The organism is Sphingomonas sp. PL-96 (assembly GCF_020707215.1).
Classification (GTDB): Bacteria; Pseudomonadota; Alphaproteobacteria; order Sphingomonadales; family Sphingomonadaceae; genus Sphingomonas.
Map to the genome: position 1 here is coordinate 320,257 of NZ_JAJFET010000002.1, position 11,214 is coordinate 331,470.

Annotated in this window: 13 protein-coding genes, 1 tRNA gene and 1 pseudogene; 11 read left to right on the forward strand and 4 right to left on the reverse strand. The window is 67.3% G+C overall.

Annotation, left to right across the window (positions count from 1 at the left end; genetic code table 11):
* The coding region (locus LK533_RS18040; RefSeq protein WP_420705833.1) for a hypothetical protein at positions 1–119 on the forward strand (119 nt) is incomplete at its 5' end.
* A 13-nt stretch (positions 120–132) separates the two neighbouring features.
* Positions 133–864 carry a peptidylprolyl isomerase gene (locus LK533_RS07035; RefSeq protein ID WP_229362066.1) on the forward strand — a complete coding sequence of 244 codons (732 nt, stop codon included), beginning with the start codon at positions 133–135 and terminating at the stop codon, positions 862–864.
* A 23-nt stretch (positions 865–887) separates the two neighbouring features.
* On the opposite strand, the gene LK533_RS07040 is transcribed toward LK533_RS07035, so the two are convergent.
* Together LK533_RS07040 and LK533_RS07045 are read right to left on the reverse strand one after the other, a co-directional pair.
* A complete protein-coding gene (locus tag LK533_RS07040; protein WP_229362067.1) occupies positions 888–1,106 on the reverse strand; it encodes a hypothetical protein in 219 nt (72 codons plus the stop codon).
* Positions 1,107–1,118: 12 nt separating this feature from the next.
* Positions 1,119–1,349, reverse strand: a complete 231-nt coding sequence (locus LK533_RS07045) for a hypothetical protein (RefSeq protein WP_229362068.1) — start codon at positions 1,347–1,349, stop codon at positions 1,119–1,121.
* Positions 1,350–1,462: 113 nt separating this feature from the next.
* Between LK533_RS07045 and LK533_RS07050 the strand changes: the two genes are divergently transcribed.
* From LK533_RS07050 to chrA, 8 genes are all read left to right on the forward strand, one after another.
* A tRNA-Leu gene (locus LK533_RS07050) sits at positions 1,463–1,547 on the forward strand.
* Between the two features lie 69 nt (positions 1,548–1,616).
* Positions 1,617–3,290 (forward strand): trigger factor, encoded by a 1,674-nt coding sequence (gene tig / locus LK533_RS07055; protein WP_229362069.1) that lies wholly within the window; start codon positions 1,617–1,619, stop codon positions 3,288–3,290.
* Positions 3,291–3,405: 115 nt separating this feature from the next.
* Positions 3,406–3,819 carry a hypothetical protein gene (locus LK533_RS07060; RefSeq protein WP_229362070.1) on the forward strand — a complete coding sequence of 138 codons (414 nt, stop codon included), beginning with the start codon at positions 3,406–3,408 and terminating at the stop codon, positions 3,817–3,819.
* Between the two features lie 173 nt (positions 3,820–3,992).
* Positions 3,993–4,910 (forward strand): glycosyltransferase family 2 protein, encoded by a 918-nt coding sequence (locus tag LK533_RS07065; protein ID WP_229362071.1) that lies wholly within the window; start codon positions 3,993–3,995, stop codon positions 4,908–4,910.
* An 89-nt stretch (positions 4,911–4,999) separates the two neighbouring features.
* Positions 5,000–5,626 (forward strand): ATP-dependent Clp protease proteolytic subunit, encoded by a 627-nt coding sequence (locus LK533_RS07070; RefSeq protein ID WP_229362072.1) that lies wholly within the window; start codon positions 5,000–5,002, stop codon positions 5,624–5,626.
* 144 nt (positions 5,627–5,770) lie between these two features.
* Positions 5,771–7,036, forward strand: coding sequence for an ATP-dependent Clp protease ATP-binding subunit ClpX (gene clpX, locus LK533_RS07075; RefSeq protein ID WP_125960446.1), 1,266 nt, complete (start codon positions 5,771–5,773; stop codon positions 7,034–7,036).
* Between the two features lie 113 nt (positions 7,037–7,149).
* Positions 7,150–7,641 carry a DUF2141 domain-containing protein gene (locus LK533_RS07080; protein WP_229362073.1) on the forward strand — a complete coding sequence of 164 codons (492 nt, stop codon included), beginning with the start codon at positions 7,150–7,152 and terminating at the stop codon, positions 7,639–7,641.
* 169 nt (positions 7,642–7,810) lie between these two features.
* Positions 7,811–9,004: a chromate efflux transporter gene (gene chrA, locus LK533_RS07085; protein ID WP_267495229.1), complete on the forward strand. Its 1,194-nt coding sequence runs from the start codon at positions 7,811–7,813 to the stop codon at positions 9,002–9,004.
* Positions 9,005–9,040: 36 nt separating this feature from the next.
* Here chrA and LK533_RS07090 read toward each other — a convergent pair.
* Together LK533_RS07090 and LK533_RS07095 are read right to left on the reverse strand one after the other, a co-directional pair.
* A pseudogene (locus LK533_RS07090) lies at positions 9,041–9,343 on the reverse strand (TRCF domain-containing protein); the annotation flags it as partial.
* Positions 9,344–9,565: 222 nt separating this feature from the next.
* Complete coding sequence (locus LK533_RS07095) at positions 9,566–10,336, reverse strand: helix-turn-helix transcriptional regulator (protein ID WP_229362076.1); 771 nt, start codon at positions 10,334–10,336, stop codon at positions 9,566–9,568.
* Between the two features lie 79 nt (positions 10,337–10,415).
* On the opposite strand from LK533_RS07095, the gene LK533_RS07100 reads away from it, so the two are divergent.
* Positions 10,416–11,195: a class I SAM-dependent methyltransferase gene (locus tag LK533_RS07100; protein ID WP_229362077.1), complete on the forward strand. Its 780-nt coding sequence runs from the start codon at positions 10,416–10,418 to the stop codon at positions 11,193–11,195.
* Positions 11,196–11,214 lie beyond the last annotated feature (19 nt).

The following is an 11,214-nucleotide window of genomic DNA, read 5'->3' on the forward strand; positions in this document are numbered from 1 at the left end:
ACTATCGCGGCGGCAAGGACAAGCTGTTCGGCTTCTTTGTCGGCCAGACGATGAAGGCGATGGCCGGCAAAGCCAACCCGGCGGTGGTGAACGAGCTGCTGAAGAAGACGCTCGGGTGATCCGCGCGACTCGGTGGCGGAGTGGCGGACGCCAAACCCGGCCGAGTTGCTGGTGCTCGACCTGGATCGCGGCCGGCTCGTGATCGAGCTGGCGCCAGCGATCGCGCCCAAGGCGGTGGAGCGCGTGCGCATGCTCGCGAAACGGGGCACCTATGATGGACTGCTCGTTCATCGCGTGATCCCTGAGCTGATCCAGACAGGCAATCCGAACAACCGCGACGGTGGCGGCACGGAGCTTCCCGACCTGGCGCCTGAGTTCTTTTTTGAACTGCCGTCCACCGGAGCCACGGTGGTTCGCAGCGCAAGCGACGTTGCGGAAGGGTGGATCGGCAGCACCCCCTTTGTGTCGCAGGTGCGGCCCGACGGCAGCCGGCGCGGCTGGGCGGCCTATTGCGCGGGCATGGCCGGCATGGGGCGGCAGGCAGCAATCGGAACCGCCAATAGCGAGCTGTTCGTGATGCGCACTGCCGGTCGCCGGCTCGATCACGACTATACGTTGATCGGGCGGGTGGTCGCCGGGCTGGACGTGCTGCGCGGGCTCAAGGAGGGTGAGATTGCGCCCGATCCGGCACGGATCGTCCGCGCGCGGCTTGCGTCGGACTTGCCCGTAGCAGAGCGTCCGAAGCTGCAGGTGATGGATGTACGGGGAAGGGCGTTTGCCGACCTGGTCGCCGCGGCGCGGCAAGCGCGTGGCGCGGACCTGTCGGTATGCGATGTCGCGCCCCAGGTGCGCTCCGCCGGCTGACGCCGGGGAGCGCGGGAGGCGGCTTATTGCTGCGTCAGGTCCTGGTTCTTGACCACGCCGCCGGTGCCGGCCGTGCCGGCGAACTCGCCCGGCGGGTCGAGGGGCGAGGTGGTCCCGACCTTTGAGCCGAGCCGCTCGACATCGTCGGCGCGGGCCTGCACGGCCTGCTCGATGTCGCTGCGGGTGTCGTTGTCGGCTGCGGGATCGCTGTCGGGATGGGGGCTGCGTTCACGGTCGCTCATGTAAACTCTCCTTTAGGCGTGCATGATCGGCTGGCCTGGGGCCGGCGTGATCGCCGGGTCGGTGCCGGGGTTGGGATAATCAATGTCCGGGCCGGGCGGGCTGATCTCCGGCGGCGGCGCGTCGGGACGCCCCGGTTCGCTCGGCTGCGGCGGGGCCTCCGGCTGCGGTGCGTCGGGGACGCCGGGCTCAGCCGGGGTCGGGGCCTCCGGTGGGGCGGCGGGGATGGGGGGCTCTACGGGCATGGAGTCTCTCCTTGGACACGCATCAAACGCACCGGCAGCACGCCTGGTTGCCACGACGCTTGCTCCCGTCTCCACGACTGCTATAGACGCCGCCGTGCCGGCGGTGTCCGCTCGCGGGCGTGGCGGAACTGGTAGACGCGCTGGATTTAGGTTCCAGTATCGAAAGATGTGGGGGTTCGACTCCCTTCGCCCGCACCAGCTTCGCTCTCGTATGCGAAGCTTGTAGGACACCGTGATCCCGATCCTATTGGACGAAAGCTGTCGAGAATGCAGACTGTCGAGACGTTGAACGAGGGTTTGAAGCGGGCCTACACGCTCACCATCACCGCGGCCGAAATCGACGCCAAGGTCGATGCCGAGGTGAAGCGCGTATCCCCGCAGATCCGCATGCCCGGCTTCCGCCCCGGCAAGGTGCCCGCGAACCTCGTCCGCAAGATGCACGGCCCGGCGCTCACCCAGGAAGCGCTCAACACCTCGATCCAGGAAGGCGTGCAGACCCTCCTTGCCGAGCAGAAGCTGCGTCCCGCGCTCCAGCCGCAGGTGTCGCTGAACGACGGCTTCGAGCTCGGCCAGGACGCCGAGGTGAAGGTCGAGCTGGAAGTGCTGCCCGACGTGCCGGCACCCGCCATCGAGGGCCTGAAGCTCGAGCGCCTGACCGTTCCGGCCGACGAATCGGCGATCGACGAGCGCATCCAGCAGATCGCCGGCCAGAACAAGCGCCACGAAGACGCACCGGAAGGCCATGAAGCCGCGACCGGCGACCTGGTGGTCATGGACTTCGCCGGCAAGGTCGACGGCGTCGCCTTTGAAGGCGGCACCGGCGAGGGCATGTCGATCGAGATCGGCTCGGGCCGCCTGATTCCGGGCTTCGAGGACCAGCTGGTCGGCGTGAAGAAGGGCGACGAGAAGACCATCGAGGTCACCTTCCCCGAGGACTATGGCGTCGATACCCTCAAGGGCAAGCCGGCGACCTTCGACCTCAAGGTCACCGACGTCCGCGTGCCGGCCGGCGAGACCGTCCCCGACGACGAGTTCGCCAAGTCGCTGGGCCTGGAAAGCCTGGAGCAGCTGCGCGGCATCCTGAAGGACCAGGCCGGCCAGGAACTGAACGGCCTGACCCGCACTCACATGAAGCGCAAGCTGCTCGACCAGCTCGCCGCCGACCACGACTTCGAGGTTCCGCCCTCGATGGTCGAGGCCGAGTTCAACCAGATCTGGGCGCAGCTCCAGCACGAGGCGACTCACGAGGCCGACCAGGAGGCCGCGATGGCCGAGCTGGAGAAGGAGCGTGAGGACTATCGCGCGATTGCGGTGCGCCGCGTCCGCCTGGGCCTGCTCCTGTCGGAAATCGGCCAGGCCAACGGCGTCGAAGTCAGCCAGCAGGAAATGCAGCGCCTGATCCTGCAGGCAGCACAGCAGTATTCGCCGCAGGACCGCGAGCGCTTTATCCAGTACGTCCAGCAGGAGCCGATGGCGGCTGCCCAGCTGCGCGCGCCGCTGTATGAGGACAAGGTCGTCGACTTCCTGTTCGACAAGGCCGAGATCACCGACCGCGAAGTGACCCGCGAAGAGCTGGAAGCCGCGATCGAGAGCGAGGACGGGTTCGCCAGCGGTACCCACGTCCACAACCATGATCACGACCACGACCATGGCCATGATCACGGGCATGACCACGATCACGGCCATGACCATGCACACGACCATGCCGAGACGGTCGAGGAATCGGCTGCCGAGCCGGTAAAGGCGAAGCGCAAGTCGGCAAAGGCTGTCGAAGCGGCCGACATCGAGCCGGCCTCCGCCGACGCGGAAGCCGCTCTGGCCGCGCCGAAGAAGAAGGCCGCGACCAAGAAGGCTGCCAAGGAAGAAGGCGCTGCGGACGAGGCCGGCGAGGCCGCCCCGAAGAAGAAGGCCGCCAAGAAGAAGGCCGACGACGCCGCCTAAGCAGGCGCTTCAGCCGAAAAGGACGAGGGCTGCAGGTCGCGAGACCTGCGGCCCTTTTCTTTGTCGGCTCGACAAGCGGTATCGTGTTCCCGCCCACCTTTCACAGGAAAAGCAGATGCTGCGTATCACCGGACTTGCAATGGCACTCGGGCTCGCAAGCTGTGGCAGTGCCCACGAGCGTAGGGAGGCGGGACCGGCTAACCGGATCGCGTCAGCGGAAAAGGCGGCCGCAGTCGATCCTGAGCCGATCGCCGACCCGGCGCAATCCGAGCAGACTGACGGCGCTGCCGAACAGACGACGGGAGCGAAGCTGCCCGCGGATGTGGTGGCCTTCCGCGAGCGACGGGACGAATGCGACCATTTCCGTGGCGAGGACCCTTATGACGCCGAACGTGCCGCTTTTCTCAGCGAGGCGCTGGCGCGTACCTGCACGGGCACGGACGCCGAACTGAAGGCGTTGCGAGCGCGGTACGCGGCCAATGCCGCCATACTCGCTGCCCTTGCCGACTATGAGGACGAGGCAGAGTAGCAAGGGATCACATGCGGTCACTTCGTGGTCTCGCGGACGGATGTCCGGTTCCAGCAGGTGGCGAGCCATCTGGCCGTGCGGTCCGGCTAACCTGCGCGCACGCCTTTTGTGCTGGCGAGGTGTCTCGGGGATAGGCTAGGCGCAGGCGCAGTCCAGACGCTACCGGAAGCTGCATGAAGATCGCCGTCCTCTTGCCCTGCTACAATGAAGAGGCTGCGATTGCGCAGACGGTGGCGGGGTTCCGCGAGGCGCTGCCGGATGCGACGATCTACGTCTACGACAACAACAGCCAGGATCGCACCGTCGCGGTCGCGCGCGAGGCGGGGGCGGTGGTTCGCTCCGAACGCATCCAGGGCAAGGGCGCCGTTGTGCGCCGCATGTTCGCCGACATCGAAGCCGACGTCTACGTGATGGCGGACGGCGACGCGACCTATGACGCCAGCGTCGCGCCGGCGATGGTCGCGCAGCTGGTCGGCGAGCAGCTCGACATGATCGTCGGCTCGCGCGTCGAGCAGCACCAGGCCGCCTATCGTCGCGGGCACCGGTTCGGCAACCGCGCCATGACCGGCATTCTCGCCCGGCTGTTCGGGCGCAGCTTCACCGACATCTTTTCCGGCTACCGCGTCTTCTCGCGCCGCTTCGTGAAGAGCTTCCCGTCGCTTTCGGGCGGGTTCGAGATCGAAACCGAGATCAGCGTCCACGCGCTCGAGCTCAAGATGCCGGTCGCCGAGGTCGAGACCTGCTATTTCGCGCGACCGGAAGGGTCGCATTCCAAGCTCAGCACCTATCGCGACGGCTGGCGGATCGCGCGCACCATCGCGACGCTCTATCGCTTCGAGCGGCCGTTGTGGTTCTTTGGCGCGTTGGGCCTGATCCTCGCGGCCGTTGCGCTGCTGCTGGCGGTGCCGCTGGTGGTTACCTATCTACAGACCGGTCTCGTGCCGCGCTTCCCGACCGCGATCCTGGTGACGGGCCTGATGATCCTTGCATCGCTGTGCGGATTCTCGGGGCTGATCCTCGACACGGTGGTGCGCGGGCGGGTCGAGGTGCGGCGGCTGGCCTATCTGGCGCATCCGGCCCCCGGCAACTGACGTCCCGCCGCGGATCGCAGCTTGCGGCCCTTGCGCCGGACGATCCGAGCGCCGATGTTGTATTTCGAACCTTATCAAGCGGGAACCCAATGCAGGACATCCACGACGCCCTCGTCCCCATCGTCATCGAACAGTCGAGCCGCGGCGAGCGCAGCTTCGACATCTATTCGCGCCTGCTGCGTGAGCGGATCGTGTTCGTGACCGGTGGCGTCGAGGATCACATGGCGTCGCTCATCACCGCCCAGTTGCTCTTCCTCGAGTCCGAGAACCCGAAGAAGGACATCTGGATGTACATCAACTCGCCGGGTGGCGTGGTGACCGCCGGCATGGCGATCCACGACACCATGCAGTATATCCGTCCGCGCGTCGGCACGGTGTGCATCGGCCAGGCAGCCTCGATGGGCAGCTTCCTGCTCGCCAGCGGTGAGCCCGGGATGCGCGTTGCGCTCACCAACGCGCGCATCATGGTCCACCAGCCGTCGGGCGGCGCCCAGGGCATGGCCTCGGACATCGAGATCCAGGCCAAGGAAATCCTGCGCATCCGTCGCCGGATGAACGACCTCTACGCCAAGTACACGGGCAAGCCGCTGGAGGAGATCGAGCGGGCGATGGACCGTGACACGTTCCTGGAAGCGGACGAAGCCAAGGCGTTCGGCCTGGTTGACCAGGTGTTCGACAAGCGTCCGGCCCCGGCCGAGGAAGCGCCTGCGGCCTGATCCGCGGCTGGAACATGCCCGCGCCTGAATCCGGCGGCGCGGGCAACGTCCTGATAACTCACGTGTTTTATGGATTGCCGGACGGGTGCCCGAGTGTAGACTGTCGGGCGGTGTAACGCGCCTAGGTGCGCGGGAGAGAAGTGAATGACCAAGCTCAGCGGCGGTGACTCCAAGAGCACGCTCTATTGCTCCTTCTGCGGCAAGAGCCAGCATGAGGTGCGCAAGCTCATCGCCGGCCCCACCGTGTTCATCTGCGATGAGTGCGTGGAGCTGTGCAACGACATCATCCGGGAGGAGACCAAGTCTGCCCTGGTGTCGAAGAAGGACGGTGGCGTCCCGACCCCGCAGGAGATCTGCGATGTCCTGGACGACTATGTCATCGGGCAGAAGCAGGCCAAGCGCGTGCTGTCGGTGGCCGTCCACAACCACTACAAGCGCCTGAACCACGGCCAGAAGGGCGCCGACGTCGAACTGGCGAAGAGCAACATCCTGCTCGTCGGCCCGACCGGCTGCGGCAAGACGCTGCTCGCCCAGACGCTGGCGCGCATCCTGGACGTGCCGTTCACCATGGCGGATGCGACCACGCTTACCGAGGCCGGCTATGTCGGTGAGGATGTGGAGAACATCATCCTCAAGCTGCTCCAGGCATCCGACTACAACGTCGAGCGGGCGCAGCGCGGCATCGTCTACATCGACGAGATCGACAAGATCAGCCGCAAGGCAGAGAACCCGTCGATCACGCGCGACGTGTCGGGTGAGGGCGTGCAGCAGGCGCTGCTCAAGCTGATGGAAGGGACCACCGCGTCGGTTCCGCCGCAGGGTGGCCGCAAGCATCCGCAGCAGGAATTCCTGCAGGTGGACACGACCAACATCCTGTTCATCTGCGGCGGCGCGTTCTCTGGCCTGGAGAAGATCATCGGCGACCGCCTGCAGGGCAAGTCGATCGGCTTCGGCGCCTATGTGGCCGCTCCCGAGGAGCGTCGCACCGGCGAGGTGCTGCGCCAGACCGAGCCTGAGGATCTGCTCAAGTTCGGCCTGATCCCCGAGTTCGTCGGCCGCCTGCCGGTCATCGCGACGCTCGAGGACCTGGACATCGATGCGCTGGTCAAGATCCTGACCGAGCCGAAGAACGCGCTGGTCAAGCAGTACCAGAAGCTGTTCGACATGGAGGGCGTACGCCTGGGCTTCAACGACGACGCGCTGGTCGCGGTGTCGAAGAAGGCGATCGATCGCAAGACCGGTGCCCGTGGCCTGCGCTCGATCCTGGAGGGCATCCTGCTCGACACCATGTTCGACCTGCCCGGAATGGACGGGGTCGACGAGGTTGTGGTCGACAAGGACGTGATCGAGGGCCGAAAGGAACCGGTTCGCGTCTATGCGGAGAAGCAGAAGGCGGGGGACGCCGCCTGATCGGCGGCGCGCCCTGGCCAATGAACACGAACGGGCGCCCGCAACGGCGCCCGTTCTGCTTTGAGGGGCTGCGGATGTCGGGGGCGCCGCGGCCGCAAGAACGGAGACTTCGAATGATGAACACCAAGACCGCGACCCTGCTCGGCGCTGCCCTCGCCCCCGTGCTGCTCGCCGCCGGCCCCGCGGCCGCAGAGCCCGGCGACCCCGGTGCCTGCACCGCCGCCACGCAGACCCGGCTGATGGTGACGCTGCGCGGGCTCAAGAACAGCACCGGCAAGGTCCGCGTCCAGCTGTACGACGGCGCCGGCTTCCTGAAGAAGGGTCGCTGGCTCGGCCGCGTCGAAGTGCCGGCGCGCGACGGCGCCACCGTCTGCATCGCGGTACCGAGCGCGGGCAACTATGCCGTCGCGGTCCGCCACGACGCCAACGGCAACGGCAAGTCCGACTGGAACGACGGCGGCGGCTTCACCCGCGACCCCAAGCTGTCGCTGACGAAGCTGGAGCCGGACTTCGCAAAGGTCGCGATTCCCGTCCACGCTGGCGAGAACCGCGCAACGGTGACGATGAACTACCGCCGCGGGCTGAGCGTCGGGCCAATTCGGTAAAGCCTCCCGCGCGAGATTGTCCGCAGCGCGATCGCACCGGGAGTGCCGGGCATTGTGTTGCGGGCCAGATCATGCATAAATTGAGCACGGGCTTTTTCTGCGGGCGCCCGTTCAGACGGTTGTCGTCCAAGTCCGCTCCCGGAGTCGCGCCCAGCGACCAGGAGCCGATATGGTGCACACCACAGCCTCACGCCCGACCGTCATTGGTCTTCCCCAACTGTTTGCGAAGTTCTTGCGTTTCGGTCTGCTCGCCTTTGGCGGTCCCGTCGCGCAGATCGCAATGATCCGGCAGGCGCTGGTAGAGGAAGAGGGCTGGATCACCAGCAGTCGCTTCAACCGATTGCTGGCGGTGTTGCAGGTGCTGCCGGGGCCGGAAGCCCATGAGCTGTGCGTGCACATGGGCATGGTGGCGCGCGGGCGCCTCGGAGGCCTGTTGGCGGGGCTCGGGTTCATGCTGCCGGGCCTCGTGCTGATGCTGCTGTGCGCCTGGGGCTATGCCGCTTTCATCGCGGGCAACGGGCAACTCGCGGGCATGCTGCTCGGCGTGCAGGCGGCGGTGCTGGCAATCATCCTGCGCGCCGTGCACCGGATCGGAACCCATGTACTGGTGGACCGCGCACTTGTCGGACTGGCCGTACTGGGGCTGATCGGGACGCTGGTCGGCGTGCCCTTCTGGGTGCTGCTGCTGGCGGCCGGCGCTGCATACGCCTGCCTGCGCAACTCGGCCGCGATCTGGGGGTTGGTGGCTCTGGTGGCGTTCGCGGCCTGGGTTACCATCCGGACTGGCGGAGCAGTCGAGGTCGCCTCCGTGAATAGCGCAACTGCTTCCGCCAGTATCGCTGCCCTGTTCGTCGCGGGATTGAAGGGCGGATTGCTGACCTTTGGCGGCGCCTATACCGCCATCCCTTACGTCCGCGGCGACACGGCCGGGCGCGGCTGGTTGTCGGACGGAGCGTTCCTGGACGGGGTAGCGCTCGCGGGGCTGCTGCCCGCCCCGCTTGTGATCTTCGCGACCTTCGCAGGCTATCTTGCCGGTGGCCTGGCGGGGGCGCTTGCGATCACCGCGGGCATGTTCCTGCCGGCCTTTGCCTTCTCCCTCATCTTCTTCGAGCGACTGGAGGCGCTGGTCGACAACCCGACGTTCCACCGCGTGCTGGACGGTGTCGCGGCGATGGTGGTCGGCATCATCGCGGCGACGTTCCTGGAGCTTGGCGCCAGCACGCTGGACCGGGCGCCGCGGCTGCTGCCGGTGGCGGGGATCTTTGTGCTCGCCGCTCTGGTCAGTTGGCGGCTGAAGCGGTCATGGACTCCTGCTGCCCTTGTCGTCGCCGGCGGCGCAGCCGGCTGGCTCGCGCTCTCCTGAGACACTGCTTGAGGGGCAAGGCGGCGGGCTTACGGCTCACCCCGCCGCCTTCGCCAGGCCTCGCGACAGCTGCAGCGCGCCGTGGAGGCGGCTGCGCGGGTCCGGCCAGGCGCGGGAGATGGCGAGCTTCATGTCCGGACGCAGCTTCGCCGCGCCGCCCAGCCGGTCGACATAGGCGAGGAGGTTGGGGACGTTCGGGAAATTGTCCTCGTGGAACGTCACGATCGCGCCGCGCGCGCCGACGTCGATCTTGGCGATGCAGGCGCGCTTGGCGTTGAGCTTGGTCTCGATGAGCTTGAGCAGGTTCTCGGTCGCCTCGGGCAGCTTGCCGAAGCGGTCGCGGTCCGCCACAACGCCAACGGCACGGCAAGTCCGACTGGAACGACAGCGGCGGCTTCACCCGCCACCCCAAGCTGTCGCTGACGAAGCTGGAGCGGGACTTCGCAAAGGTTTCGATTCCCGTCCACGCGGGCGAAAACCGCGTTGCGGTGACGATGAGTTACCGCCGCGGCCTGAGCATTGGGCCGATCGACTAGTCCCGAGCGCCCGAAGCGGCCGGCTTCAGCAGGGAACGAGCGTCACCAGCTTGTGGTCCGGCCGCTCCGCCACGCTGAACGTATGTTGGGAAAATCGGATCAGGCCATCTTCCGGATGGGCGAAGGTCCTTGTGCCGCCTTCCCGGCTGGAGACGCTCTGCGCCTCCCACTCCTGCGCAAAGAGTTCGGACTGGCTGCGCAACTGGCCGGTTAGGCTCTCCAGCGCGGGGTCGTTCAGCATCCTGGCGCAATCGGCGCGGAACTCGGCCAGAAGGCGCCGCGCTCGATCTTCCCAGTCCGGCAGCAGCGCGCGCGCCGGAGCGGACAGGAACGTATAGCGGAGCAGGTTGCGGTCCCCCTCCTGGCCGAGCCAGCCGGCGAACAGGCGCTCGGCCGCAGGGTTCCAGCAGCTCGCGTTCCACAGCCGGTCCAGGCCGTAGGCGGGGAAGGGTAGTGCCATGACGAGTGCCGACACGGCTTCCGGTGCAGCGGAGGTCGCCGTTGCAGCGGGCGCGGCAGGATCGCGCCGTCCGGCCAGTTCGAACAGATAGGCCCGCTCGGCGGCGGTGAGGGCGAGCGCCCTCGCCAGGCGTGCAAGCGCCTGCGGCGACACGCTGACGTCGCGCCCCTGCTCGATCCATGCGCACCAGGTGACGCCTATGCCGGCTCGCGTCGCCAGTTCCTCCCGGCGCAGGCCCGGCGTCCGCCGGCGCGGCGCTGCCACGTCCGGCGGCATCCGCTCACGGTGCGATCGGATGAACTGCCCCAGCAGCTTGCGTCGGTCGTCATCGTGCATGGGTGCCGCTATACCAGGATAACTGCACATCTTGTAACAGGCTGATGGCTCGGCTCAATCGCGGTCAGGAGGAAGTGCCATGACCCGTTCCCACGATGCCGTCGTCAAAGCGCAGTTCGGTAGCCAGGCAAGCGCCTATGTCGCCAGCATCGTCCATGCCGAAGGGCGGGACCTGGACGCATTAGAGGCCATCGCCGCGCGCGAGCGGCCCGGCCGCGCGCTGGACCTCGGCACAGGCGGCGGGCACGTCGCCTATCGGCTCGCCGCACACGCTGGCTCCGTTGCGGCCGTCGACCTTTCCGCAGCCATGCTGGAGGTCGTGAGCGAGACTGCCCGCGCGCGGGGCCTGTCGAACGTCGAGACCTGCGCCGCCTCGGCCGAACGCTTGCCGTTCGAGACCGCCTCGATCGACCTGCTCGCGTGCCGCTATTCCGCGCACCACTGGCAGCAATGGGGCGCCGGCCTGCGAGAGGCGCGCCGGGTGCTGAAGCCCGGTGCCTGGGCGATCTTCATCGACGTGATTTCGCCCGGCTATCCGGTCTTCGACACGCATCTCCAGGCGGTCGAGCTGCTGCGCGATCCGTCGCACGTGCGGAACTACACCGAGGCGGAATGGACCGCCGCGCTCGCCAATGCCGGCTTTCGCGTGCGGCGGAGCGAGAAACGCCGGGTGCGGATGGAATATGCGTCCTGGGTGGAGCGCATGCGGACCCCCGAAGCGCATCGGGCCGCGATCCGCTCGCTGCAACAGCTCGCCTCTGCGCAGACCGCCGCCTATTTCGCCATCGAGGCCGACGGGTCGTTCTCGATCGATGCGTTGCAGATCGAGGCGACGGCCTGCCGTGCCCGCGAACTCTGAATGTCCCCGGGTGGGGGGC

Coding starts and splice junctions, on each gene's coding strand:
- LK533_RS07040 (WP_229362067.1), bottom strand. CDS start 1,106: ATGAGCGACCGTGAACGCAGCCCCCATCCCGACAGCGATCCCGCAGCC.
- LK533_RS07045 (WP_229362068.1), bottom strand. CDS start 1,349: ATGCCCGTAGAGCCCCCCATCCCCGCCGCCCCACCGGAGGCCCCGACC.
- tig (WP_229362069.1), top strand. CDS start 1,617: ATGCAGACTGTCGAGACGTTGAACGAGGGTTTGAAGCGGGCCTACACG.
- LK533_RS07060 (WP_229362070.1), top strand. CDS start 3,406: ATGCTGCGTATCACCGGACTTGCAATGGCACTCGGGCTCGCAAGCTGT.
- LK533_RS07065 (WP_229362071.1), top strand. CDS start 3,993: ATGAAGATCGCCGTCCTCTTGCCCTGCTACAATGAAGAGGCTGCGATT.
- LK533_RS07070 (WP_229362072.1), top strand. CDS start 5,000: ATGCAGGACATCCACGACGCCCTCGTCCCCATCGTCATCGAACAGTCG.
- clpX (WP_125960446.1), top strand. CDS start 5,771: ATGACCAAGCTCAGCGGCGGTGACTCCAAGAGCACGCTCTATTGCTCC.
- LK533_RS07080 (WP_229362073.1), top strand. CDS start 7,150: ATGATGAACACCAAGACCGCGACCCTGCTCGGCGCTGCCCTCGCCCCC.
- chrA (WP_267495229.1), top strand. CDS start 7,811: ATGGTGCACACCACAGCCTCACGCCCGACCGTCATTGGTCTTCCCCAA.
- LK533_RS07095 (WP_229362076.1), bottom strand. CDS start 10,336: ATGCACGATGACGACCGACGCAAGCTGCTGGGGCAGTTCATCCGATCG.
- LK533_RS07100 (WP_229362077.1), top strand. CDS start 10,416: ATGACCCGTTCCCACGATGCCGTCGTCAAAGCGCAGTTCGGTAGCCAG.